Source organism: Streptomyces sp. NPDC042002 (assembly GCF_055588305.1).
Genome location: NZ_JBVJCT010000002.1, coordinates 492,678 through 516,199 on the forward strand (window position 1 = coordinate 492,678; position 23,522 = coordinate 516,199).

The window sequence follows — 23,522 nt, forward strand, 5'->3', positions numbered from 1 at the left end:
CACGCATGCGCAACTACCGCACCCTGTTCCGTACCCCGGAGTTCACCCCGTTCCTGCTCTCCTTCGCCACCTTCGCCGCGGCCCAGACGATCGGCTCCCTGGCCCTCGCCACGCTGGTCTACCGGGCCACCGGCTCCCCGCTCCTGTCGGCGGTGAGCATGTTCGGCCCGCAGCTGACACAGCTGCTGGGAGCCACGTTCCTGCTCTCGGGCGCCGACCGCCTGCCCCCGCGCGCGATCCTCTGCGCCCTCGCCCTCGCCTTCGCGGCCGGCACGGCGGTGCTGGCGCTGCCCGGCCTGCCGGTCAGGTCGGTCTTCGCCGTCGTCCTGGCGCAGGGCCTGGTCGCGTCGCTGGGCGGGGGAGTGCGCGGGGGACTGCTGAACGAGATCCTGCCCAAGGACGGCTATGTCCTGGGCCGTTCGGTGTTCAACATGCTCTGGGGCCTGACGCAGATGGCCGGTTTCGCGACGGGCGGCGCACTGCTGGCGCTCCTGTCCCCACGGACCTGCCTGCTCCTGGCGGCGGCGCTGTACGTGCTGTCGGCCCTCGTCACCCGCCTGGGCCTCACGGCCCGCCCGCCGCGCTCCTCGGGCCGCCCGTCCGTCTCGGCGACCTGGCGCACCAACGCCCTCCTGTGGTCCTCACGCCCCCGCCGCCTGGCCTACCTGGGCCTGTGGGTCCCCAACGGCCTGGTGGTCGGCAGCGATTCGCTCTACGTCTCCTACGCCCCCCATGCCGCCGGCACGCTCTACGCGTGCGGGGCGCTGGGCATGTTCGCGGGCGACATGGCCGTGGGCCGCCTGGTACCGCCCGCGCTGCGCCCCCGTCTCGCGACGCCGCTGCGCCTGCTGCTGGCGGCTCCTTACCTGTTCTTCGTCCTGCGGCCGGGAGTGGTGCTGTCGGCCGCGGCCGCCGCCCTGGCCTCCGTCGGCTTCGCCGCGAGCCTGGTCCTGCAGGAACGCCTGATGTCGCTGACCCCCGACGACCTCGCGGGCCAGGCCCTTGGCCTGCACGCCACCGGCATGGCCGCCCTGCAGGGCGTCGGCGCCGCCCTCGCGGGCACGCTGGCCCAACTGGCCTCCCCGGCCACGGCGATGACGCTGATGGCGGCCGGGTCGGTCACCGTGACCCTGACCCTCGCGGCACTGGGCAGGCACGGCCGACGACAGCCGGCCGTCCCCGGTACGCGCCCGGACACCCAGCCGGAACCCGCCGCCACGGACTAGCCAGGGCGTGTCCGACGAATCTTGCCGGCGTGGCGTGGGGTGCTCACCTCTCGCGTGCCGGCAGGAACGGCTGGCCTAGCCAGGGTGTCGGCCATGCTGCTGGTCTACGACGGGGAAGCCGCCCCGGACGCATCCGTACTCCGCACCGGTGGTGTCCCACTCGTGCCGGGCGGGTTCGTCTGGCCCGCATGCGGCGAGTGCGGCGGGGCCATGCAGTTCCTCGCCCACGTGCCCGTCGAGGGTGGTGTGGTCGCGGTGTTCTTCTGCCAGAACGACCCCGGCATGTGCGACGACTGGGATGCCGCCTCCGGTGCCAACCAGGCATTCCTGTTCAATGGAGACCTGGCTCCGGCCACGGTCCCCGTCGAGGGTGAGACGCTCCTTGGCGCCGTCACCGCCCTGCGTCCCCGTCCAGCTGACACACCCGCCGACGATCCGGTACTGGGGCAACTGGGCGGCGAAGCGGAGTGGCTCCAGGGCGACGAGACGCCCGCCTGCTCCTGCTGCGCCGCCCTCATGATGTTCTCAGCGTCCCTTGCCGAGGGCCGCGACTTTGCCACCGCGGCCAACTTCGGAGGCGGCGGCCGCGGTTACGTCTTCACGTGCCGTCCCTGCGCCGAGGCCGCGTTCCTCTGGCAACGCTGAATCCCCGCCCCGGAACTCGTGCCCGCAATCATCCGGACAGGTGCTGGCTAGGCGTCCGGGACGAACTCGTAGGTGATGAAGGCCAGGCCGTCACCGATGGTCCGGGTGTCGGTCAAGCGCATGGTCTTCCTGCCGCCGGTCTCGCCGAAGAGCCGTTCGCCGGTCCCGAGCACGACCGGGAAGACGACCAGCCGGACCTCGTCGACGAGGTCGTGCTCGATCAGCGTACGCCCGAGCCGGTAGCTGGCGGGGACGACGATCTCTCCGTCCAGTTCCTGCTTCAGCTTCGAAACCTCGGTCACGACGTCGCCCTTGAGGACCGTCGAGTTGTTCCAGCCGGGTTCTTCGAGGGTCGAGGACACGACGTACTTGGGCATGCTGTTCAGCCGGTCCGCGAGCTCGCCGCTGCGGGGCTGCCACCGCGTCGCGAAGAACTCGTAGCTCCTGCGGCCCAGCAGCCATGCCTCGGCGCGCAGCGCCTCCTTGAGCGCGACCTTGTTCCACTGTTCGAGGTCCTTGCCCCCGGACTGGACGAACCAGCCGCCCAGCTCGAAGCCCTCCTTGCCGTCCGGGTCCTGGACCACTCCGTCGAGCGAGATGTTCTGCGGTCCGCTCATCACGATCTTTCCCATGTCGATCCGATCCTCCTTCGCGTAGCGCCGGCGGTGTCGTCGGCCGCGTAGGTACAGGCGCCGCGGCGCCGGGAAACCGGGCGCCTGCCGGCCGCCCAGTTCGTGCCTCGGCCGGCGCCTGTACAGGATGGAAGTGCGGCAGGACTGCGGCGGGACGCGGGAAGAAGGTGGCGGTGCGGATGGCGGCAGCCGATCTGATCGAACGGGCGCGGGCCGGGGACGGGCAGGCGTTCCGGGAGCTGACCGAGCCCTACCTTCGTGAGCTGCAGGTGCACTGCTATCGCATGCTCGGGTCCTTCGAGGACGCTGAGGACGCCCTGCAGAACACGCTGCTGGCCGCCTGGCAGAGCCTCGGCGGGTTCGAGGGACGCGCCTCGCTGCGCACCTGGCTGTACCGGATCGCCACCCACCGGTGCCTCGACGAGCGCCGCGCGGCCGGCCGGCGCCCGGCCAGGGAGTGGGGCGTGGACGTGGACGTGGCGGACGAATGGCCCGAGCCGACCCGGCTCGGCGAGGTCGTGTGGCTGCAGCCGTTTCCCGGTGCGCTCCTGGAGGGTGTCGGCCTGCCGCTCGGCCCGGAGGCCCGCTACGAGCAGACCGAATCCGTCTCGCTGGCCTTCGTGACCGCACTTCAGGTCCTGCCGCCCCGCCAGCTCGCCGTACTCGTCCTGCGCGATGTCCTGGGGTTCCGGGCGAGCGAGGTGGCCGGCATGCTGGACGCGACCGTCGAATCGGTCAACAGCGCGCTCAAGCGGGCGCGTGCCGGTCTGCGGCGCCGGCTGGTGCCGGCTGCGGGCCACGAACCGCCTCCGGCCGTCGGCTCGCCCGCCGAGGACGCGATCGTGGCGAAGTTCGTCCGCGCGTGGGAGTCGGCCGACATGGGTGCGCTGGTGGCCCTTTTGACCGACGACGTCTTCGTGTCGATGCCGCCGATTCCCTTCGAGTACAAGGGCCGGGACGTCGTGGCGCGGTTCTGCGGCACCATCTTCGGCGCCGGCCGCAGGTTCGACCTCGTTCCGTCGCGAGCCAACGGCCAGCCGGCGTTCGGGGCCTACCTGCGTGACCCCGGCGGCATCAGCCACGGGGTCGGCCTCTACGTCCTCACGCTCACCGGCGACCGGATCTGCGCCATGACCCGGTTCGACAACAGCGTGCTCCCCTGGTTCGGGCTGCCCCGGTCACTCCCGAGCCGGTAGCCGGAGCACCGGCCCCCCCGGGCTGGAAAGGCGCGTCAACTCGTGCGGGACGTCGGGCAGATGCCCGCCGTCCATCCGGCCCGGCGCTCCGCCGCAGGGCCGGATGGACGGCGCCCGCACCGTTGGGCTTCCCGGCGTCACCGGCTTCGCCCGCGGCTTGCCTCAGCGTCCCTCCGGGACCGCTTCCCAGGGTGTGTGCGGCGTCGTGGCGCCCGCCGCCCACGCCGGACGTTCTGCCCGCAAGTGTGCTGGACCGGGCGGGAGTTGGGGCGGCCGGGTGTCCGGCGGCGCGGTGGAGGAGACCGGCCCGGCAGGCGGCGGGGCCGCTGTTGGCCGCTGTTGCGTACGGCCTCGCGCGTGACGGCCGAGGCCGGGGTGGTCCAGGTGTTTGGCGGTCCCGGTGCAGGGGAGGCTTCGGCCGGTCACAGTGCGATCTGCCGGCGTTCCCTGCCGGGCGAGTGTGCCGTCCGGCAGGGAACGGTCCGCGTCGGCGGTCTGTGACGCCTCCGCCGGCTATAGCGTTCACTCTCAATTCATTGCAACTAACCTTGTGAGGGTGTGTTGCGTTAAGTGTGGATCCATTGCAACAAATTTCGAGCAACTACCTGCAATGATGGCGATTTGGCGCAACAACTCCGTTGCCGGATCCGTGAATGCAACGTAGCGTTTCTGTCATCGGAAACAGCGGGCCGACAGGGCGCGCGATGCCGGAGAAGGAGAGCACGATGCAGAAGTTCGACACCCCCGCCCCCGTCTCGGCCATCCTCGACATCCCCGCCGGACGCATCCAGTTCATCGCCGCCGACCGCACCGACACCACCGTCGAGATCCTGCCCGCCAACCCCTCCAGGAGCCGCGACGTGAAGGCCGCCGGACAGATCCGGATCACCTACGGCGACGGCGTCCTGCGCATCGAGGCCCCGGAGGCCAAGAACCGCGTCCTCGGCCCCTCCGGATCCGTCGAGGTGACCGTCCAACTGCCCGCAGGCTCCCGCGTCGAGGCGAAGGCGGCCGCCGCCGAACTCCGCGGCGTGGGACGCCTCGGCGACGTCACCCTCGACGGCGCCCACCGCTCGGTCGAGCTCGACGAGGCCGACAGCGCCCGCCTCACCGGCCTCGACGCCGACATCACCGTCGGCCGCCTGAACGGCCCCGCCGAGATCAGCACCCAAAAAGGCGACCTGAACATCACCGAAGCCGTACGCGGCACGCTCACGCTGAGCACCCAGACGGGCAGCATCACCGTCGGCGCCGCTCGCGGAGTCTCCGCCGCCCTGGACGCCGGCACCACCTACGGCCGCATCAGCAACACCCTCAAGAACACCGACCCCGCCCCCGGCCTGACCATCCACGCGACCACCGCCCACGGCGACATCACCGCCCGCAGCCTCTAAAAGGAGCACCCCCCATGACCAGCTCGGCCATCGCGGCGCACGGGTTGCGCAAGTCCTACGGAGACAAGGTCGTCCTCGACGGGATCGACCTGACCGTCCCCGAAGGAACGGTCTTCTCCCTGCTCGGCCCGAACGGCGCCGGCAAGACCACCGCCGTCAAGATCCTCTCCACCCTCATCTCCCCGGACCCCGGCTCCGGCCAGATCCACGTCGGCGGCCACGACCTGGCCACCGACGCGCAGGCCGCACGCGCCGCGATCGGCGTCACCGGCCAGTTCTCCGCCGTCGACGGCCTGATCACCGGCGAGGAGAACATGCTCCTCATGGCCGACCTGCACCACCTCACCAAGCCCGGGGGACAGCGCGTCACCGCCGAACTCCTTGAGCGCTTCGACCTCACCGAAGCCGCCAAGAAGCCCGCCTCCACCTACTCCGGCGGCATGAAGCGCCGCCTCGACATCGCCATGACCCTCGTCGGCAGCCCCCGCATCATCTTCCTCGACGAACCCACCACCGGCCTCGACCCCCGCTCCCGCCACACCATGTGGCAGATCATCCGCGAACTCGTCACCGGCGGCACCACCGTCTTCCTCACCACCCAGTACCTGGAGGAGGCCGACGAACTCGCCGACCGCATCGCCGTCCTCAACAACGGCAAGATCGCCGCCGAGGGCACCGCGGAAGAACTCAAGCGGCTCATCCCGGGCGGGCACGTGCGGCTCCGCTTCACCGACCCGGCCGCCTACCAGGCGGCCGCCACCTCGCTGAACGAGGCATCCCGCGACGACGAGGCCCTCGCCCTGCAGCTCCCCAGCGACGGCAGCCAGCGCGAACTGCGCGCCATCCTCGACCGGCTGGACACCGCCGGCATCGAGGCCGACGAACTCACCGTGCACACCCCCGACCTCGACGACGTCTTCTTCGCCCTGACCGGCAACGCCGTACCGAACCAGCCGAGCCGGCCCAACCAGCCCAAGGAGGCCCTGCGATGAGCTCCTTCTCCCTCGCCGTACGCGACTCGTCCACGATGCTGCGCCGCAACCTCCTGCACGCCCGCCGCTACCCCTCGCTCACCCTGAACCTGCTGCTCACCCCCGTGATGCTCCTGCTGCTGTTCGTCTACATCTTCGGCGACACCATGAGCGGCGGCGCGGGCCGCTCCGCCTACATCGCCTACATCGTCCCCGGCATCCTGCTGATGACGATCGGCTCCACGGTCGTCGGCACCGCCGTCTCGGTCGCCACCGACATGAACGAGGGCATCATCGCCCGCTTCCGCACCATGGCCATCCATCGCGGCTCCGTCCTGTTCGGACACGTCGTCGGCAGCGTGCTGCAGGCCGTCATCAGCGTCGTCCTCGTCGGCGCCGTCGGCGTCGCCATGGGCTTTCGCTCCACGGACGCCACGGTGGTGGAATGGCTGGCGGCACTCGGACTGCTCGCGCTCTTCGCCCTGGCGTTCACCTGGATCGCGGTCGGCATGGGCCTGGGCAGCCCCAACGCCGAGGCGGCCAGCAACAACGCCATGCCGCTGATCCTCCTGCCCCTCATCTCCAGCGCCTTCGTCCCCCTGCACTCCATGCCCGGCTGGTTCCAGCCGATCGCCCAGTACCAGCCCTTCACCCCCGCCATCGAAACCCTGCGCGGACTCCTCCTGGGCACCGAGATCGGCAACAACTGGTGGATCGCCCTCGCCTGGTGCCTGGGCCTGAGCCTCCTCGGCTACCGCTGGTCCAAGGCCCAGTTCGACCGCGACCCCGCCTAGCCGACATGACAACGCGGCCCCACCCGCGAACCCGTCCCACCCCAGGGCGGCGCACCCCGGCACCCCGTCGGAGTACGCCGCCCTGCCGGCCTTCTCCACCGCCCGCCGGCCCGACGACCCCACCCGGCGGCGCGCCCGGGAACCCGACGACGCTCGCGGAGCCGAAGATCTCCACCACCCCGTAGCCGCGTCCCGGGACCGGGGCCGTGCCGTGCGGTTCGGCGGACCCGAATCCCTTTGCGCCCAGGCCGCTTCGGCACCCAGACTGTCCCGGTGCTGATCCGACGCGAGACGCCCGCCGACATCCCAGCCGTATTCGCCCTCACCGCGGCCGCGTTCGCCAAACCAGGGATCCCGGTCCCCGTCGAGGCCACCCTGCTGGACGAACTGCGCACCTGCGAGGGTTGGCTGCCCGAACTGTCGCTCGTGGCGGTGAACGACCAGGACGAGGCCATCGGGCATGTCATCTGCACCCGGGGGCACATCGGCACCGCCCCGGTCCTGGGACTCGGCCCGCTCAGCGTGCACCCCGGCCACCAGCGCCGCGGCGTCGGACTGGCACTCGTCCACACCGTGCTCGGCGCGGCGGACGCACTCGGGGAACCGCTCGTCGCCCTGCTCGGCAGCCCCGCGTACTACGGCCGCTACGGCTTCCACCCCAGCACCCGGTACGGCATCACCGCACCGGACCTGAACTACGGCGACCACCTCCAGGTACGCCCCCTCTCGGCGTACGAGCCGACCCTGCGCGGCACCTTCGCCTACGCCGAGCCCTTCGACCATCTCTAGTCCGTCGGCCGCCGTCGCGCGCCAGGATCGGTGCGCCCGGTCAACTCCCGGCCTCTGTACCGTCTCTCGCAGACAACGCCGGCTCGTCCGACCGGCGCCCGGGGGTTCCGGTTCCGGCTCGGGTGGAGAAGCCGTCTCCAGCGTGCGGGCCCCTGCACGAGTCGAGGGCGAGGATTGACGCAAGCCGACCGCGGCCTCGACGCGCCACGCCGGCCATGCGCGAGCCCGGCAGACAGGATGAATGATCACGCATGGGGGTGTGATCACGGATCGGAGCCGGCCTGGAGCGCCCCCGTTCTCCGGATTAGCCCGCGCAGGTCGGCACTCGCCGCCTCACAAGGGGTGGGGACGAAGCGTGGCTCAGCCGGACAGGGCGGATTTCCGGCCGGACGGGGTGACGGCGTACCACTGCCCGTCCTTGCCCTGGCCGTTCATCTGCCCGGCCTCGGTGTCGCCCACGTACCGGTACAGTGGCCAGCCGCCCAGCGTGAGTTGTGTCATGCCGTCGCGGTGGACCGTGCCGAGAAGGCTCTTCTCAACACCCCTGGTCTGTACGGCATCCCGCACAATGACCGGTATCCACGTCTTCGTGCACTGACCGGCGCACGTCCACTTGGACGGATTCGGCCGGTCCTTGTCGTAGCGGTAGAGAGTCATTCCCTTGCCGTCGGCGACGACGCTGCCCGTACCCTTCAGCACCCTGACCGTCAGCAGCGTAGCCGTGGCCGACTGTCCGCTCCCGGGGATGCCGCTACCGGTGGCAGGGGAGGTGGCCGGCGCGGAGGCCGCGGGGTCCGATGCGGCCCCGGCGACCGGGGCGCTGCTGCCGGGGCCCGCGCTGGAGGCACTGTTCGCAGAGCTGCACGCCGTCAGAAGGAGAGCGGAGGCGAGCCCTGCCGCCGATGCGAGGACGATGCGTTGCCGGATCACGGAGTTGTCCTTCTTTCCTGAGTCGCCATCCACTTACTCCCTCAGTACGTCGGACAACTCCCGGCCTCTCAGCCGCTGATGTCACATGACGCAGCCTTGACCATCAGCCGTGTCCGCGGTGCACACCGCGTTCCAGCCGTGCCGCACGGCATGGCACCCGCTGCTCAGACCGTACGCACGGCCCTGCGAGCCACCCTCAGTTCTCCTCCGGCCGCTCGCCGCGAAGCGGTTGGCGAAGACTCGGAAGCATGCCGTTCCAGCGTGAACGCCCTGCCGAGAGGAGGGACTTCCAGGACCGGTTCCGTTTGAAGGGCATCTCGAAGAGCTCAGCGAACACCCACGCCCCCAGCACCGAAGTGGGCAGCCCCAGGATGAGCGTGAACCAGAACGTGGGCAGCCCGGCGGATACGTACTGCGGCGCGATCTTCCGGGCGAGAACCATGACGATCGGCAAATGAACAAGGTAGAGACTGTACGAGAAGTTGCCGAGGCGGCGAATGGGGCGCGTGGCCAGGAGACGCATGAGAAGGGAGGGCTTCCCGGTGGCGACTGCCGCGAGGAGCATGGCCATGGCGGGGACGACGGCAAGGTCGACCCAGAAATAGTTGGTCACCGTCCAGACCGGCCCTTTGAGAAGGACGAGTGACAGGACCGGCATGGCCGCCAGGGCGGCAAGCCAGTGCCAGGGCAGGCGCCGGACGTTTTCCGGCGCGACGATGACTCCGGCGCCGATCAGGCCGGCGACGAATACCGGGGCAAGGTTCGGGGTGAGCCAGTTCATGCCTTCAACCGGAGTGGCGTTGTCCGCCGCCAGGCCGCGCGCGACGACCAGGAGTGTCACACCCGCGACCAGAGCCACTGCCCCCAGCTTCCGCCGGATCAGCAGGAGGAGCGGAAAGGCGAGATAGAGCTCTGCCTCCACACCGATCGACCAGAACGCGCCATTCGGCGTCGGGGCTGTGAACATGTCCTGGACCACGAGGCCGTACACCAGAATCGATTTGCCGCTCGGCGGTCCGAAATGCGAGGCGGGGACCACAAGCCAGGCAACCGTCAAGCTGAATGCGAGTGCCGCCCAGTAGGGAGGCAGGATTCGCCAGGCGCGCCGGCGAAGGAACCCTGTAACACCGCCCGACTGCCAACCGTTGCGGGCTGCGGAGAGAGCCAGGGAGAAACCGGAGAGCACCAGGAAGAAGACGACAGCGAGACGCCCGTACATCAGCCAGCCCAGCCAGGAGGGACCCGAGTTGTGAGGAAATCCCGGGAAGGTCAGCAGCCAGCAGTGGAACAGGACTACATACAGTGCGGCCAGACCGCGGAGCCCGTCGAGGCCGAGCACATGGGTCCGGCCGGACGCCTCGTTCCTCGGCGGGGTGGGGACGGGTAGGCGGAGGTCGCCGCCAACCAGGTGGCCCGGTCCTGATGAGATCGTTCGTCCCTTTCCCTCGACGCCGTGTTCGCAGCACGCGATCCGTTCACGACGCGGTCTGAGGCAGGCGCGCGGGCACCGACCTCGACATCACATGGTTGCGCTCCAGGAGGCACAGGACCCCCACGGCGACTAGTACGTTGCACCTGGCCGGGAGGTTCAAGACCAGGCACACGACTTCCGAGGCGGACACAGGCGTCGGGCTGCCGGCCGCCCTTGGCCGTGTCGGCGCCGCCGCGCCCGGACGGGCAACACGGAGTGCGGCGTGCTTCTCGTCGCGCCGCTCGTGCTCGCTGGGCTTGCGGCCGAACGTCTCCGGCACAGAGCCCGGCCCTGGGATCCGCCGCTCCGCCCCGTGGCCTCGATCGCGGTGGGTACGACGCCGAACGCCCGGAAACCGGGCGCCGTTCAGCCCCTACACGGCGCAGCCGCGGGCCGGCCGGCACTCAAGACGCTCTGCCGGCCGACGTCGTGTGCGGGGGAAGGTGTCAGGGAGCGTGCCTGACGGCCAGGGCCGAGAAGCGGGGCCAGGCGGCGCCGGCGTGGTTGATGCCCACGCGCAGGCCGATGCCCCGGTGATGTCGGTGCCGCCGTACCGCGAGGTCCAGTACGCGGTGGCGGTGCCGTCGATCCGTACGGTGGTGGTCCGGCCGTTGACGGTGCCCTGGCTCACGCTCGCGGCGACCGGCTTCCGGCTTTCGTCGCGGACCTGTACGGCGCCCTGGTTCGTACCGTCGCCGAGTCCGGTGACTCGACGTCCGGAACCGGTCCCGCGCGATGAACACCGTGAACCTGCGGGCCGTCTCTTTGCCCGCTACGCGCCAGGGGCGCGGAAGGCGACCTGCCGGCGGGCGGCCTCGTCCACCTCGTCGAGGGTGAGGAGCGGGGTGGCCCGGGTGCGAAGGGCGCCGCTGGCCTTGACGGTGAGGCTGGCGGCGGCCATGGAGACCGGGTCGGGGAAGTCGACGATGAGGACGATGTCGTCCTCACCGAAGGCGAAGTACATGGTCTCGACCGTGCCGCCGAGGCCGGTGACGACCTGCTCGACGGCGGCGCGGCGGCCACTCGCGCCCTCCTCGATCAGCCCCTTGGTGCCTTCGGGCGTGTAGGTGGCCTGGATGAGGAACTTCGGCATCGGGACGCTCCCTGCCCATCGCTTGTCCGGTCCGCAAGGGTCTTCCCGCAGGCTCGCCGACTGCCACTCACCATCACCGGATTCACCCGGACAGCGGCGGACCGCCGGTCACCGGTCGTCCGGTCGTCCGGTGACGAGGACCTGGCAGAGCTCGGCGAGTTCCCCGTAGGGGGTGTCGAGTCCTTCGCCGCTGGCGTGCACGCAGGCGATGGTGACGGCGCATGCGAAGCGGACGTCGAGTGAGGGAAGCGTTCGCAGCAGGAGCAGAGTGTGCAGGAGCGCGGCCGCGCGCCAGGACGCATCGGGGTCGGCGCCGAGGCGGGGCGGGTCCACACGGTGCCGTGCCACCGCTGCGACGAGCGCGGAGAAGTCGCTGACATGAGGCTGGTCGGGGAGTGCCGGTTCGTGCTGCTGCAGGAGCCGGCGCACGTCAATGTGCACGACGGGTGCCATCGGGTTCAGGCGGCCTTGCCCGTCGCGCGGGTGACGGGGCCGTCATCGATGCCTGCGGAGGCGATGGCCTCGGCCAGCGCAGGATCGTTGAAGACGCGCTGGAAAACTGCCGCACCCTCCTTGAGCGCCCGGTGCTGGGTGATCGCGCCGGCGGTGGATGCCCTCACCGACGGTTGCTTTTTCAACGGCGTGATATCTGCTGGTCCCGGGGCCCCTGCCGCGTGGCCGGGGAGCGTCTGCATACTGCTCGTCATGAAGGTCTCGCCCGGCACCCGCATACACGTGTTGCTCACCATGATGATGGTGGTGTGCGTGGTGGCCGGCGGGGCCTGTTTCGGCTTCGTTTTCGGCAGTTGGACGGGAGCTGCGGTGGGAGCGGGCACGACGGCCGTGGGCGTCGGGCTCGGGGGCTTCTTCCACAGCCGGATGGAGATGGATCCCCTCCCGGACGTCCGCACCGGCGGGGCCTTGGAAGGCATCGCGGACGTGGTCGTCATGGGTATCGCGCTGTACGAGGCCGCGGTCTTTCCGGTCGTCCCCGGCGGGGTGAGCGACAGGGAACAGAGGGCCCGCCGGACCGTGGCGTATCGGCTCGCCGCCTACGAGGGTCTTCCCCGCGCCGTTCGGATCTCGGCAGCCGGCGCGCTGGAGATCATCGACGAGGGCCTGGACAAACAGCGCGCTCGCACCGCGGTGAAAGCACTGTCCCTCGCGGTCTACGACAGCCGCAGCGGTCATTGACCTGTCGTGCCGGGGGAACGTACTCCCTGAGCGCGTACGTGCGACTCGTGCCGTGCGTACGTGCAAATCGCGCCGCGCAGTGCCGCACCGCGTCGCGCGGGGGTGGGTCGACTCGAGCCGGATGCGGGTACGGGATGTGCACCCCGGAAAGGGAGTGCACGCCATCGTGTGCACCGTCCGGTGGGGGAGTGACGCGGCCTTGGGCCGCGTCCCGTTGCGGCTGTTGCCGTTGGTCCTCCCTGCCGGATCGTGTTACTCGCGGCCGGGGTGGTCGGTGGTCTCGCCCTCCAGGGCGGACTACGGCACTTGCTTGGCCGGCATCTGCGACAGCCCGCTCCCACCGGCCGGTCGCAGGTCCTCGCTCCGGGCCCGGTCAACCGGCATCGCGACGAGCTGCTCGTCCGACGCGGCCGGCGGCATCGCCCCGCCGACCGATTCCTTCACGGACCCATCGACCGGGCACGCCTGCCCGCCCGGAGGATCAGGCCAAGGATCAGCTCAGGAAAAGGGCCGCTCCGTCGCGCCTGCTTCTGCGGGCCCGCAGACCCAGTACGGCGAGGGCCGCGGCCAGCCAGCACGCGCCGATCAGCGTCTCCCATCCGGCCAGTCCGGCCGTGTGCGCGCCCGCCTGGCCCGCCAGTACCTCGCGGATGGCCAGCAATCCGTGGGTGAGGGGCAGCACGTGGCCGAACCCGGCGAGGACGGGGCCGACGGCGTGCGAGGGCACTTCCGGTCCGCAGACGATCAGCATGACCGTGAACGCCGCGTTGGACACGACGTTGCGCAGGTCGACGGCGGTCAGCACCAGGGATCCGAGGAAGAGGCCGAGGCAGTAGCTCGTCACCGCGACGAGGACCAGCAGGGTGGTGAGCAGGGCGACCGACGCGACCGTCAGGGGCAGGCCGGCCACCGGACCGAGGATGAGGACGGCGCCCAGCCCGCAGGCCACCCCGTCCGGCAGCCAGAACAGGCTCCGCCCGACCAGGACGAGCGCGGGACTGCTGGGCGAGGCGACCAGCAGGGGCAAGGTGCCGTTCTGCAGTTCCCAGGTGGTGGAGGCGGTCGCGGACACGCCGTGCAGCGCGACGAGTGCCACCGCGTTGCCGACCAGGAGATAGCGGGCCTGGCCCGGCCCGAGCAGGTTGCCGATGGTGGCGAAGAACAGCACCTGGGCGAGCATGCGGACGAACCAGCCGAGCAGCCAGGTCTTCCAGGTGAACACCGTGCCGTAGTCGGCTGCCCCGGCGCGTGCCGCCCAGCCCAGCACCCGGGTGCGGCGTCCCGTGCGCGTGTCGTCCGCCGTGCGGCTCACCGCAGTCCCACCGTCCCGTTCTCGCGCACCATCCGTACGACCCTGCCGAGCAGGAGCCGTCCGCCGGCCCCGGTGAGGAGGCCGAGGCCGAGGACGGCGCCGGTGCGCCCCGGGACGGAGGTGACCGCCGCCGGGGCGAGCGCGTCGCGCAGCAGGTCGGAGCTCCAGGAGAGATAGATGAGGCGGCCGATGGGGTGGGTCCACTGCGGCAGCCGGCCGAGGGGGGTGAACACCCCGCCGAGCAGCAGGACGGGGTAGCTCAGGGAGTTCTGGAAGGTGCGGGCCGTGCGGGTCGCGACGAACAGGGCGGCCATCAACGTGGCGGCGCCCGCGGTGGCGACGGCGGTGGCCAGGAGCCCCACGGCGAACACGCCGGGATGCGGCACATCGGGAACGGTGCCGAAGCCGAGGATCGCGACGGCGGCGACCTCCAGCACCGTCAGCAGGCTGATCGCGGTGGTCACCCAGACCCGGCTGAGGACCACCCGGGCGAAGTCGGCCGGCGCGGCGATCTGCAGCTCCAGCGTGCCGAGCCAGCGGTCGTTGTCCACGACCTCCCCGGAGATCAGCATGGCCATGCTCCACACCCCCATCAGTACGGGGGCGATGAGACCGTTGGCGAGGAGGTCGGGACGCCCGTTGTGCCGGATCAGGAGCAGGAAGACAGCGGCGAGCAGCGGGGTGCGCACCAGGTCGATGAGGTAGTCGCGGTGGGTCAGCACCAGGCGGCCCTGGAACCGGCCGGCGGCCGCGAGCAGGCTCACCGGTTCACCACGCTGCGCGTCTCGTTGCGGTGCACGAGCTGGAGGTAGACCTCTTCGAGGCCGGGCAGTTCGGTGCGGACCTCGGTGACGCCCCGCTCGACGACGAAGGCGAGCACGCGGCCCACGGCTTCCTTGCTCGCCACCGTCACGACCGTGGTCCCGTCGTCGGCGGGCTGTGCGCCGAGGATCCCCGGGAGCGCGCGCACCAGGTCGAGCAGGGGCTGCTCGGCCCGGATACGGACGCGTTCCTGGTGCGGGACGAGCCGGGCGAGCGTTCTGGGTGCCTCCGCGGCGACCACCCGCCCGTGGTTGATCATGGTGACGCGGTCGCAGAGCACTTCCGCCTCGGCCAGGTCGTGCGTGGCGAGCAGGACGGTGCGGCCCTCGCCCGCCAGTTGCAGGATCAGTTGGCGCAACTGCCGTGCGGCCAGCGGGTCCAGGCCGTTGGTCGGCTCGTCGAGCAGCAGGACGCGGGGGTCGCCGATGATGCCGCGGGCGAGGTGGAGACGCTGGCGCATGCCCACGGAGAAGGTCTCCACCCGGTCGTCGGCGCGCTCGGCGAGCCCGAGTTCGTCGAGCAGCGCGTCGGTGCGGGCGGCTGCGTCGCGGGTCGTCAGACCGTACAAGGCGGCCCAGTAGCGCAGGTTCTGACGTGCTGTCAGGCGGGGGTAGAGGCCGCGCTCGCCGCCGAAGACGATGCCGAGCAGGGGGCGGATCCGCCGGTGTTCGGTCGCCAGGTCGTGGCCGAGCACCCGGCCGCTTCCCGAGGTCGGCAGCAGCACCGTGGAGAGGATCTTCATCAGGGTGCTCTTGCCCGCGCCGTTCGGACCGAGCAGCCCGTGCACCTCGCCCTGCTCCACGGTGACCGAGACGTCGTCGAGCGCGACGACCGCCGGGCCGCGCCGCGTGCGGTACTCCCGCCGCAGCCCGTGTGTCTCGACGGCCGGTTCACCGCGGCCCGGACGGGCGGCGCCGCCCGTACCGTTTTCGCTGTCCGTCATGGTGCTCCCGTTCCCGTGCGGGTCGTCGGGCTTTTGTCTGCCGGGTGGCGCAGGAGCTTCATGTGCCGGACGGTGCGGCCGCCCGGCCGCCGTCGGTCGCCTCCTCGAGCCACTCCCGCCGGGCGGCGCCGGTCACCAGCAGGAACGAGCCCAGCGGGGTCCGCGCGACGAGATGACGCCCGACGTCGTCCAGGCGCAGCCGGTCGGCCGGCTCGCCTTCCAGGGGTACGCCGAACAGCGGCAGCCCCGCGTCGAGCAGCCGCCGGGCGCCGATGCCGCGGTGGGCGAGGTCGGAGGCGAGGTCCGCGAGACGGCCGCCCTCGCCCTCGACGCCCGACTGGGCGAGCAGCGCGGGCGCCCGGACCGGGCTGCTCCAGCGTGCCGTCGTACGGGCCGCGCGCAGCAGCCGGGCGCGTACCGCGGCGGTCCGGGTGTGCGGCAGTGTCACGGCGGGGCGCCAGCCCAGCCGGGCCATGGCACGCAGGGCCTCCCGCCACTCCGGCCATAGACCGGTCCTGGCGAGGTCGGCGCGCAACTGCCGTACACCGGTGGTGTCGAGGTGCTGGAGCAGCAGCGCCAGGTCCAGCAGGTCACGGGTGCGGAAGGGGCGTTCCCAGCGCTCCGCCACCAGGGCGACCGCACAGGCGGCCAGGGGGGAGCGGGAGGGACGGGTCAGCTGCCACGCCGGGGCGCGGACCTCGGTCACGATCTCCGCGGTGAACAGGCCGACGGCGTAGGGGTCGGGGGACGGTCCGGGGGCCGGGCTGCGGAACTCGGCTCCCAGGTGCAGGGGCACACGGTCGCCGGTCCTGGCGGGGCTCACGGTGAAGGCCGCCAGGTCCCAGCCGTTCGCGGCCAGATGGCGGGCGCAGTTCCACAGGTCCGCGTGGCCGGGGCAGACGACGTCGAGATCCCCGGCCGCTCGGAGCACCCCGGGCGGGTAGAGGCCGGCGATCGTCATGCCCTTGAGCAGGCGGACACCGGGCGCCGCCGTCTGCAACCGCGGCCAGATCCGGCGGTAGTGGTCGATGCGCTCCCGGTGCAGGCGCAGTTCCGCCGCCTCCGCGCCGGTGAGGGCCAGGCCGTCCCGGGCCCACAGGCTCAGCAGCGTCGCGGCGAGTTTGTGGCGGCTGTCGCGGGCGGTTCGCACGACGGCCTCCCGCGACATCCCGGGCCCGGCGCCGAGCAGGGCGAGGACGGTCGCGGCCGACACCTCGACGCCCGTCGCCGTTTCGGTCGGTGCATCAGTCAACGCCGGCTCCGCCCCGGTGCACGAAGGTGGACGGAGCCCGCGGGCCGGGGGACTCCGTGGTGGCCGAAGAAGAACGCGATCAGGACCGCTGGAGGGCGAACAGGCCCGGATCCGGATCCCGATCGCATCCGGCGGACGATTACCTGCCCGGCTTCGGGCGGACCTTGACCTGCTTGAAGGCGACGCTCACGGGACCCTCCTTGATGTGGTCGGTCATGGAAAGTAGCCTCAGCGTATTGCCCTTTAATGGTTCATGACAACGATGCGACGTGTTTCGCATACAGATGACGTGGTGTGCCGCACGGGTGCTGTCCCGGGCCCGGCGGACGAGCGGAACGCCGGAGGAGCATGACGGTCCACGAGTGGTTGAGAGCTCCCCGGACTCATGATCCGGTAAGGCGCCGCACCTATCCCGACGACGTCTATTTCCGGGAAATGGCGGCATTGCTCGACGGCTGGGAGACGGAAAAGGCCGACCGGGCACTGCTGCGGTCGACCTTCGTGATGTTCAAGCCGGACGCCGTGGTCGGGCGGCGCGTCGAACCCGCGCTCGCCTTCCTGGCGGGGCACGGCTTCGAGCCCCTCGGCGCCCTGACCGTAGGGGTCGACGCGCGGGTGTGCCGGGAGCTGTGGCGCTACCAGATCAACGCGGCGCCGCTGGCGGTCATCCGGGCCGTGGACATGATTCTCGAGTCCGGCCCGCCCTGCCTCTTCGTCGCGCTCCGCGACACCCGGGCCCCCGACCGTACGGGGACGACCGCGACGGAACGCCTCGCCGGGCTGAAGGGGTCGTCCAAGAACCGTTCGGCACAGGGCGGTTCACTGCGCGGGGCGCTCGGATGCGAGCTGATGTGCCTCAACTTCCTGCACACGCCCGACGATCCCTCCGACCTGATCCGCGAGGTGGGCGTCCTGCTGCCCGGACGGCGAAAGGAGGCGCTGTCCCTGCTGGCCGCCGACGCGGGCCCGCACGGCGCCGCCGAACCGGCCGCCATGGCGGGCGAGTTGTACGCCGCCCATCCGGCCCACCGCCTCACCCGGCCCGCACCCTCGGGGGGCATCTCGCGCCGCCAGGCCCACCCCGGCTCGCTGCTGGCGCGGGTGGAGGAACTGGCCGCGGGCGGCGACGGGCTTCCGCTGTGGGACCGTATCGTGATCGCCGCGGAACTGGTGGAGGGCCTGCCCTCCGAGGGCCGGCCGCTGATAGGCCCGCCGCCCGGCAAGCGCCTCACCCACCCCCGCGCGGTCCGCCCCGCCGGGCCCCCTCCTGCCGCGGCAGGCCCCCCGGCCGCCGCCGCGGCGGACCGCTGAACGCACCTGACCCCGCCCGGGAAAGCCCCGGCCACCAGGAGGAAGGCACCCATGCCCGACGACGACGTCGAAATGCACGGTCCGGCGAACGGGGAGGGACCGCCCCGCCGGTACGGGCCCGTCGCCCGGGTCGCCGTGCTCTCCGACGTGCACGCCAACATCCCCGCCCTCGACGCGGTGCTCGCCGAACCGGACGTCGCCGCGGCCGACCTCGTCGTCCTGTGCGGCGATCTGACCTGGGGACCGCAGCCGCAGGAGACGTACGAACGCATCGTCGCGCTGGGCGGGCGCGCCCTGTGCGTACGCGGCAACGCCGACCGCTACGCCGCCCAGATCGGCACGGCCGCCCGGGCCGCCGACACCCCGCGCCAGGCATGGATCGCCGCACAGCACTCGCCCGAGGCGATCGCCTTCCTCGGCCGCCTCCCCTTCGGAGCCGTCGTCGAGATCGACGGGCTGGGACCGGTGCACTTCTGCCACGGTTCGCCGCGCAGCGACCACGAACTGGTCACCCCGGGGACACCGCCCGAACGGTTCGCGGAGCTGTCCGCGGCCATCGACGCGCGGGTCCTGGTCACCGGACACGCGCACCTCCAGTTCGACCGCGCCGTGGCGGGCCTGCGCAGCGTGAACCCGGGCAGCGTCGGACTGCCGTACCACACGGGCGAACCGGGCACCGCGTACTGGGCGCTGCTGGGCCCCGGTGTCCGGCTCAGGACCACCCGCTACGACGTCGCGGACGCCGTCGCGCGCGCCCGCCGCGCCGCCGACCCGGACGCGGAGCGCTACGCGGACACCCTGTCGAACGCGCCCGATCCGGAACAGATCGTCGTGGAGGCCGAAACCCGGATCTTCGTGAATTGACCTGCGCCGCCATCACCTGCCGATCGTGCGCGGAAACGGTGTATTGATCGTCCACGGGACCGCGAAATGATCGCGGTCCGCAACCGGGACCGTACGGTCGACGGAATTCACCGTTCCGTCAAATACGGGAAAAGCAAGAAGAGTTGATGGTTTGCTTCCGGCATGTCGTTGACATGCCGGCTCACCATGTGTTGACCTGTTCACGCAGAAAATGAAAGTTGTTTGGCACGTTTCTCTGGCACCGTTCCCGGCAGGAGGAATCCATGCGAACAGCTCCGCTTCCCACCGCGAAATTCCCCACCGACGTCACCCCCACGTCGACCCCGGCGCCCGTGATGCTGCTGCCTCGCCTGGTCGAACGCATGATCACGGACCGGCAGGCCGTACACATCGTCAAGTTCCGCACCACCTGCACCGACTGCGTGCCGAACTTCTGAGCACAGCGTCGCGTGTCGGCGGACAGCCGACAGCGTCCGCCGACCTGCGCGTGGTCACCGACATCGTCGCGGGACACCTGCGCGCCGCCTCCCGGGGACTGTGCGTCCTGGCCGTCGACGGCCTGTCGCTCGAAGCGGCCGAGCCCGCGTTCGCCCACGCCCGGGTCCGGCCACTGCGCTCCACCTTCCCCAGTACGTCGACGACCGCCTGGCTCACCGCGGTCACCGGCACCGACCCCGCTGTCCACGGCGCCGTAGGCATGGTCTACCGGGCACCCGGCGCCGACTGCGTCACCCACCTCGTCACCGGCGACACGTACGCCTTCGGCCCCCACCGCCCGCCCGGGAACGCCCTGCTGCACGCCGGACCGACCCTCTTCGACCGCGCGACCGAGTCCGGCCGGGCCGCCCTCGCGATCGGCGCGGAACTGGAACGGCTGACCGGCGAGTGGGCGGGCGCCCTGCTGCACGGCGCCCGGATCGTGCCGTCACCCGCTGCCGCCGCCACCCTCACCACCGACCCGGTGACCGTCGCCGAGCGGACCGTCCGCGAGGTCGGGACCGTCCTCGCGCACCCCTTCCACGCCCCGCTCCTGGTGTGGGCCTACGTGAACCTCGACGATCACATCCACCGGGCCGGCTACGACACCCGGCTGCGCGAGGCACTGCTGCTGCTCGACACGGCGGCCGCCCGCTGGGCCGACGCCGGCTGGAGCGTCCTCGCCCACGCCGACCACGGCCAGGTGCAGGTGACCCCGGATACGGCCCTCGCCGACGCCTGGGCACACCTCGACGCCCCCGCCAACTGCCGCATGCCCGGCGGCGGCGCAGGCCGAGTCCGCTGGCTCTACCCGCTGCCCGGGCGCGAGGAGAGCGTGGCGAACGCGCTGCGCGACACGCTCGGCGCCCACGCCCTCGTCCTCACCCCCGACGACCTGCACGCCCGCGGACTCCTGTCCGCGACACCCGTCGTCCGCGACCGCATCGGCGAGGTGATCGCCCTGGCCGCCTCCCCGCGCTTCCCTGTACCCGACCCCACCGTGGCCTGGGAACACGGATCCGTCAGCGACGGCGAGACGCTCGTACCGCTGGCCCTCTGGAACCCCGCACCCGACCCCACCCCCGCACCCGACCTCGTCCTGCCCTGATCCCCGGAACGTCACGACACGATAGGAGAACCCGTGAGCACGGTCGTGTTCCGCAACAAGACCGGTGGTTCGCAGACCCTGCACGCGACACCGGGACAGCGCCTCCTGGACGTGCTGCGCCTCCACGGCATCCCCGCCAACGCCGTACTCGCCCACCGCGACGGGCAGGTGATCCCCGAGGCGACGGCCGTCATCGGAACCGACGACATCATCGAGGTCCGCCAGGTACGCCACTACGACCTCGACGTGCTGCGCCGGCCCAAGGAGCACGTCTACGCCGCCCCCGACCCCGTCTACACCAAGTCCGTCCTCTTCGACCACGGCGGCACCCTGGAGCGGCGCACCGAGCAGTTCACCGCGCAGACCTTCGTGACATACGTCGAGGAGACATTCCTCCAGAGCATCGCCGCCGGCGCCACCATGCGGGCGGGGGACCGGGTCGTCATCGGGCTCTCCGGCGGCCGGGACAGCGTCGCCTACCTCAAACTCCTCGAACGCACCCGCGGCCGCTGGCCCGACGTCGACATGACCGCGGTGACCATCACCGGACTGCCCGACTGGGACGAGCCCGCCACCTTCCGCACCGCCCTGGACGCCTGCGCGGGACTCGGCGTGGACCACGTGATCGTCACCGCCGACGACGTGGCCGAACTGTTCAAACTGCGCGAGCCCTTCGTCGACGTCATGAACAAGGTCGTTGCCGGAGAACACCGCAACATGAACATGGTCATCGGCCACCAGGTACTGCGCCGCATGCTCGAACAGGAAGCCGAACGCAGGGGCGCGCCCGTCGTCGCGTTCGGCTTCAACGCCGACGACCTGGTGGCCAGCATGGTCACCTGGTTCACCACCGGCTACCGGATGGGCGGCATCCCCGTCCGCGAACTCGGCTCCCTGCGGTACGTCTTCCCGCTGTACCGCATCACCAAGAAGGAACTCACCCTCTACCTGGAACTCGTCGCCCCCGGCCTCAACCGGCAGGGAGCACCCGGCCGCTTCACCACCGGCTCCGACGAACGCTCCCTCGCCTACGCCGTGGCCGACCACCTCTACGACCTGTGGCCGGGCATCGACTACTACCTCTTCAACGCCTTCGAGAACGTCCAGCGCACACTGCTGCCCCTTCTCGACGACCTGTGCCGCGTCTGCGGCGGACGGTACGTACTCCAGGAGGGCGTGGCCAACCCCGCGGGCCTGTGCGACGTCTGCGGATTCCTGCACCGGCAGGAGGCACTGCGGGCGGACGCCGTATGAGCGGTGCCCGCCGCCCGGACGGTCCCCCCTGGTACCTCGACTTCTTCGGGGAGGACTTCTGGGCCGTCGCGGCCCACGAATACACGGCCGAGCGCACCCGGGCGGAGACCGACTACCTCGCCGCCGTCCTCGACGCCTCGGCCCCCGGCCGCCGCGTCCTCGACCTGGGCTGCGGCACCGGCCGCCACGCCGTCGCCCTCGCCGCACGGGACTTCCGTGTCACCGGGGTCGACGCCGGCGCCTGGGCCCTGGAACGCGCCGCGGCCGGCGCCGCCGCGGCAGGCGTCCGCGCCGACTGGCTACGACTCGACCTGCTGCGCGAACTGCCCTGGCCTGTCGGCGAGTTCGACGCCGTCGTCTGCGTCCAGTCGTTCGGCTGGGGCAGCGACGCCCAGCAACTGCGCCTGCTCCAGGAGGCCCGCCGCGTCCTCGTCCCGGGCGGACTGCTGGTCCTGGACCACTCCAGCATCCTGGCCATCACCGGACACTACGTGCCACAAGCCACCTTCAGGACCGAGGGACTGCGCGCCGACTTCCGCCGCACCTACCGCGTGACCTGCGGCCGCAGCGTCGGCGAGATCGAGATACGGCGGGGCGACGCGGAACCGGTGATCATCCACGACGACGTCCGCATGTACCAGCCCGCCGAACTGCGCGACCTGCTGACCCGCGCCGGCTTCACCGTCGAACGCGTCGACGCGGACTTCACCGTCGGCCGCGAACCCGCCCCGACCACGCGCTACATCCAGTTCATCGCCCGCAACCCGGGAAACCGGGCCGGGGCGGTCACGGCATGGGAACCGGCGCGGCAGACCCGTCCCCCCGCCGTGGACCTGCGCTGGTCGCCGGACGAGATCGACTTCGTACGGCCCGCGGTCGACGCCGCCTTCCGCAGCGCCTACGACGACGGCCACCTCACCGAACTCGCGCGCGCCTACCCCCTGACCGACCCCTACGCCGCGCACCTGGCCGCACCCGTCCTGTCCGGCCACTTCGGGCGGGAACTCACGCCCGACATGGTCACCGCCGGGGCGGGCGCCACCGGCCTGCTGCACGCCTGCGCGACGCTGGCCGTACCCGGACCGGTGCTGCACCTGGCCGGCGGACACCCCGATCTGCCCCGCTGGGCCGCCCGCCTCGGCGCCAGGACCATCACGACCCGGTTCGAGGACCTGATCACCGACCTCGACCGGCACACACCCTCGGTCCTCGTACTGGACCGCCCCACGATCACCGGAGACCTCTACACAAGAACGCGGCTGGACGAGATCACCCGGGCCGCCCGCGCATGCGGCACCACCGTCGTCCTCGACGAGGCGTACGCCGTCTACGCCGGGCCCGACGCGAGCTGCGTCCCGGCAGTCGCCGAGCACCCCAACCTGATCGTGCTGCGCAGCATGTCCAAGGGATACTGCTGCGGCGGACTGCGCGTCGGATTCGCCGTCGCCGCACCCGAGTTGACACACCGGCTGCGCGAGACCGCACCACCCCTCGGCGCGGGCGCCACGGGTCTCGCCGTCGCCCTGCGTCTCCTCGGCCAGGGTGATGTCTTCGCCGGACTGCGGGCCAGGATCGCCGAGGTGAAGCCGGCCGTGGCCGGCACACTGCGGCGGGCCGGCCTGAAGGTCGCCGAAGGAGCCGACTGCCTGCCCTGGGTGACGGTGGACGGGGAGCCGGCCGCGAGCGCGGTGTGGGACAAGCACGGGATACGGGTGAAGGAGATCGGTGCCACCGGGGCCGTGGGCGGGGGGGGTTCCTGAGACAGGCCCCAAACCGGGGCCCGCGGGGGGGCGGGGGGAGGGTCCCACAACCCCAACCCCCCCCCCAACCCCCTCTCCCCCACC

25 protein-coding genes are annotated in these 23,522 nt (G+C 71.5%); 14 read left to right on the forward strand and 11 right to left on the reverse strand.

Annotation, left to right across the window (positions count from 1 at the left end):
- The first annotated feature begins 5 nt into the window (after positions 1–5).
- Both ACZ6KY_RS05010 and ACZ6KY_RS05015 read left to right on the forward strand, forming a co-directional pair.
- Complete coding sequence (locus tag ACZ6KY_RS05010) at positions 6–1,226, forward strand: MFS transporter (RefSeq protein WP_469308892.1); 1,221 nt, start codon at positions 6–8, stop codon at positions 1,224–1,226.
- Positions 1,227–1,319: 93 nt separating this feature from the next.
- Positions 1,320–1,871: a hypothetical protein gene (locus ACZ6KY_RS05015; RefSeq protein WP_469308893.1), complete on the forward strand. Its 552-nt coding sequence runs from the start codon at positions 1,320–1,322 to the stop codon at positions 1,869–1,871.
- 47 nt (positions 1,872–1,918) lie between these two features.
- On the opposite strand, the gene ACZ6KY_RS05020 is transcribed toward ACZ6KY_RS05015, so the two are convergent.
- Positions 1,919–2,503: a dihydrofolate reductase family protein gene (locus ACZ6KY_RS05020; RefSeq protein ID WP_469308894.1), complete on the reverse strand. Its 585-nt coding sequence runs from the start codon at positions 2,501–2,503 to the stop codon at positions 1,919–1,921.
- Positions 2,504–2,682: 179 nt separating this feature from the next.
- On the opposite strand from ACZ6KY_RS05020, the gene ACZ6KY_RS05025 reads away from it, so the two are divergent.
- The 5 genes from ACZ6KY_RS05025 (at position 2,683) to ACZ6KY_RS05045 (ending at position 7,647) form a co-directional block, all read left to right on the forward strand.
- A complete protein-coding gene (locus tag ACZ6KY_RS05025; protein WP_469308895.1) occupies positions 2,683–3,699 on the forward strand; it encodes an RNA polymerase subunit sigma-70 in 1,017 nt (338 codons plus the stop codon).
- 725 nt (positions 3,700–4,424) lie between these two features.
- Complete coding sequence (locus ACZ6KY_RS05030; RefSeq protein ID WP_469308896.1) at positions 4,425–5,093, forward strand: DUF4097 family beta strand repeat-containing protein; 669 nt, start codon at positions 4,425–4,427, stop codon at positions 5,091–5,093.
- 14 nt (positions 5,094–5,107) lie between these two features.
- Entirely contained in the window at positions 5,108–6,085 is a 978-nt protein-coding gene (locus tag ACZ6KY_RS05035; protein WP_469308897.1) for an ATP-binding cassette domain-containing protein, read from the forward strand.
- The gene (locus ACZ6KY_RS05040) at positions 6,082–6,858 is read left to right on the forward strand and encodes an ABC transporter permease (protein WP_469308898.1); all 777 of its coding nucleotides are present in this window, start codon (positions 6,082–6,084) and stop codon (positions 6,856–6,858) included. The genes ACZ6KY_RS05035 and ACZ6KY_RS05040 overlap by 4 nt, the downstream gene beginning before the upstream one ends.
- A gap of 273 nt (positions 6,859–7,131) precedes the next feature.
- Positions 7,132–7,647, forward strand: a complete 516-nt coding sequence (locus ACZ6KY_RS05045; protein WP_469308899.1) for a GNAT family N-acetyltransferase — start codon at positions 7,132–7,134, stop codon at positions 7,645–7,647.
- A gap of 360 nt (positions 7,648–8,007) precedes the next feature.
- Here ACZ6KY_RS05045 and ACZ6KY_RS05050 read toward each other — a convergent pair whose 3' ends face one another.
- From ACZ6KY_RS05050 to ACZ6KY_RS05070, 5 genes are all read right to left on the reverse strand, one after another.
- Positions 8,008–8,577: a hypothetical protein gene (locus tag ACZ6KY_RS05050; protein WP_469308900.1), complete on the reverse strand. Its 570-nt coding sequence runs from the start codon at positions 8,575–8,577 to the stop codon at positions 8,008–8,010.
- Positions 8,578–8,773: 196 nt separating this feature from the next.
- On the reverse strand, positions 8,774–9,916 hold the full coding sequence (locus tag ACZ6KY_RS05055; RefSeq protein WP_469308901.1) for an acyltransferase family protein: 1,143 nt from the start codon (positions 9,914–9,916) through the stop codon (positions 8,774–8,776).
- A gap of 904 nt (positions 9,917–10,820) precedes the next feature.
- Positions 10,821–11,141, reverse strand: coding sequence for a GYD domain-containing protein (locus tag ACZ6KY_RS05060; RefSeq protein WP_469308902.1), 321 nt, complete (start codon positions 11,139–11,141; stop codon positions 10,821–10,823).
- A 108-nt stretch (positions 11,142–11,249) separates the two neighbouring features.
- A complete protein-coding gene (locus ACZ6KY_RS05065) occupies positions 11,250–11,594 on the reverse strand; it encodes a toxin Doc (protein WP_469308903.1) in 345 nt (114 codons plus the stop codon).
- 5 nt (positions 11,595–11,599) lie between these two features.
- A complete protein-coding gene (locus ACZ6KY_RS05070; protein WP_469308904.1) occupies positions 11,600–11,761 on the reverse strand; it encodes a hypothetical protein in 162 nt (53 codons plus the stop codon).
- A gap of 85 nt (positions 11,762–11,846) precedes the next feature.
- Here ACZ6KY_RS05070 and ACZ6KY_RS05075 point away from each other — a divergent pair, with 85 nt between their 5' ends.
- A complete protein-coding gene (locus ACZ6KY_RS05075) occupies positions 11,847–12,335 on the forward strand; it encodes a hypothetical protein (RefSeq protein WP_469308905.1) in 489 nt (162 codons plus the stop codon).
- Positions 12,336–12,632: 297 nt separating this feature from the next.
- Here the strand turns inward: ACZ6KY_RS05075 and ACZ6KY_RS05080 are convergent, their stop codons facing one another.
- The 5 genes from ACZ6KY_RS05080 to ACZ6KY_RS05100 are packed head-to-tail and all read right to left on the reverse strand — an operon-like array spanning position 12,633 to position 16,664.
- Positions 12,633–12,779 carry a hypothetical protein gene (locus tag ACZ6KY_RS05080; RefSeq protein WP_469308906.1) on the reverse strand — a complete coding sequence of 49 codons (147 nt, stop codon included), beginning with the start codon at positions 12,777–12,779 and terminating at the stop codon, positions 12,633–12,635.
- Positions 12,780–12,828: 49 nt separating this feature from the next.
- Positions 12,829–13,647, reverse strand: a complete 819-nt coding sequence (locus ACZ6KY_RS05085; protein ID WP_469308907.1) for an ABC transporter permease — start codon at positions 13,645–13,647, stop codon at positions 12,829–12,831.
- Positions 13,644–14,411 (reverse strand): ABC transporter permease, encoded by a 768-nt coding sequence (locus ACZ6KY_RS05090; protein ID WP_469308908.1) that lies wholly within the window; start codon positions 14,409–14,411, stop codon positions 13,644–13,646. The genes ACZ6KY_RS05085 and ACZ6KY_RS05090 overlap by 4 nt, the downstream gene beginning before the upstream one ends.
- Entirely contained in the window at positions 14,408–15,412 is a 1,005-nt protein-coding gene (locus ACZ6KY_RS05095) for an ABC transporter ATP-binding protein (RefSeq protein ID WP_469308909.1), read from the reverse strand. Before ACZ6KY_RS05095 ends, ACZ6KY_RS05090 begins: the two co-directional genes overlap by 4 nt.
- Before the next feature lie 58 nt (positions 15,413–15,470).
- Complete coding sequence (locus ACZ6KY_RS05100) at positions 15,471–16,664, reverse strand: nucleotidyltransferase family protein (protein WP_469308910.1); 1,194 nt, start codon at positions 16,662–16,664, stop codon at positions 15,471–15,473.
- Positions 16,665–17,099: 435 nt separating this feature from the next.
- Between ACZ6KY_RS05100 and ACZ6KY_RS05105 the strand changes: the two genes are divergently transcribed.
- From ACZ6KY_RS05105 to ACZ6KY_RS05130, 6 genes are all read left to right on the forward strand, one after another.
- Positions 17,100–17,975, forward strand: coding sequence for a hypothetical protein (locus ACZ6KY_RS05105; protein ID WP_469308911.1), 876 nt, complete (start codon positions 17,100–17,102; stop codon positions 17,973–17,975).
- Between the two features lie 51 nt (positions 17,976–18,026).
- Positions 18,027–18,839 (forward strand): metallophosphoesterase family protein, encoded by an 813-nt coding sequence (locus ACZ6KY_RS05110; protein ID WP_469308912.1) that lies wholly within the window; start codon positions 18,027–18,029, stop codon positions 18,837–18,839.
- Positions 18,840–19,102: 263 nt separating this feature from the next.
- Positions 19,103–19,276, forward strand: coding sequence for a hypothetical protein (locus tag ACZ6KY_RS05115; protein ID WP_469308913.1), 174 nt, complete (start codon positions 19,103–19,105; stop codon positions 19,274–19,276).
- A 50-nt stretch (positions 19,277–19,326) separates the two neighbouring features.
- Entirely contained in the window at positions 19,327–20,424 is a 1,098-nt protein-coding gene (locus ACZ6KY_RS05120; protein ID WP_469308914.1) for an alkaline phosphatase family protein, read from the forward strand.
- 33 nt (positions 20,425–20,457) lie between these two features.
- Positions 20,458–21,678, forward strand: a complete 1,221-nt coding sequence (locus tag ACZ6KY_RS05125) for a tRNA lysidine(34) synthetase (RefSeq protein WP_469308915.1) — start codon at positions 20,458–20,460, stop codon at positions 21,676–21,678.
- Complete coding sequence (locus ACZ6KY_RS05130; RefSeq protein ID WP_469308916.1) at positions 21,675–23,438, forward strand: aminotransferase class I/II-fold pyridoxal phosphate-dependent enzyme; 1,764 nt, start codon at positions 21,675–21,677, stop codon at positions 23,436–23,438. The genes ACZ6KY_RS05125 and ACZ6KY_RS05130 overlap by 4 nt, the downstream gene beginning before the upstream one ends.
- The last annotated feature ends 84 nt before the right edge of the window (positions 23,439–23,522 follow it).

Excerpts from the sequence above, each read along its gene's own strand:
- ACZ6KY_RS05060 (WP_469308902.1), bottom strand. The coding sequence starts at position 11,141 with ATGCCGAAGTTCCTCATCCAGGCCACCTACACGCCCGAAGGCACCAAG.
- ACZ6KY_RS05095 (WP_469308909.1), bottom strand. The coding sequence starts at position 15,412 with ATGACGGACAGCGAAAACGGTACGGGCGGCGCCGCCCGTCCGGGCCGC.
- ACZ6KY_RS05110 (WP_469308912.1), top strand. The coding sequence starts at position 18,027 with ATGCCCGACGACGACGTCGAAATGCACGGTCCGGCGAACGGGGAGGGA.
- ACZ6KY_RS05065 (WP_469308903.1), bottom strand. The coding sequence starts at position 11,594 with ATGGCACCCGTCGTGCACATTGACGTGCGCCGGCTCCTGCAGCAGCAC.
- ACZ6KY_RS05030 (WP_469308896.1), top strand. The coding sequence starts at position 4,425 with ATGCAGAAGTTCGACACCCCCGCCCCCGTCTCGGCCATCCTCGACATC.
- ACZ6KY_RS05010 (WP_469308892.1), top strand. The coding sequence starts at position 6 with ATGCGCAACTACCGCACCCTGTTCCGTACCCCGGAGTTCACCCCGTTC.
- ACZ6KY_RS05130 (WP_469308916.1), top strand. The coding sequence starts at position 21,675 with ATGAGCGGTGCCCGCCGCCCGGACGGTCCCCCCTGGTACCTCGACTTC.
- ACZ6KY_RS05035 (WP_469308897.1), top strand. The coding sequence starts at position 5,108 with ATGACCAGCTCGGCCATCGCGGCGCACGGGTTGCGCAAGTCCTACGGA.
- ACZ6KY_RS05115 (WP_469308913.1), top strand. The coding sequence starts at position 19,103 with ATGCGAACAGCTCCGCTTCCCACCGCGAAATTCCCCACCGACGTCACC.
- ACZ6KY_RS05015 (WP_469308893.1), top strand. The coding sequence starts at position 1,320 with ATGCTGCTGGTCTACGACGGGGAAGCCGCCCCGGACGCATCCGTACTC.
- ACZ6KY_RS05075 (WP_469308905.1), top strand. The coding sequence starts at position 11,847 with ATGAAGGTCTCGCCCGGCACCCGCATACACGTGTTGCTCACCATGATG.
- ACZ6KY_RS05105 (WP_469308911.1), top strand. The coding sequence starts at position 17,100 with ATGGCGGCATTGCTCGACGGCTGGGAGACGGAAAAGGCCGACCGGGCA.
- ACZ6KY_RS05020 (WP_469308894.1), bottom strand. The coding sequence starts at position 2,503 with ATGGGAAAGATCGTGATGAGCGGACCGCAGAACATCTCGCTCGACGGA.
- ACZ6KY_RS05025 (WP_469308895.1), top strand. The coding sequence starts at position 2,683 with ATGGCGGCAGCCGATCTGATCGAACGGGCGCGGGCCGGGGACGGGCAG.
- ACZ6KY_RS05040 (WP_469308898.1), top strand. The coding sequence starts at position 6,082 with ATGAGCTCCTTCTCCCTCGCCGTACGCGACTCGTCCACGATGCTGCGC.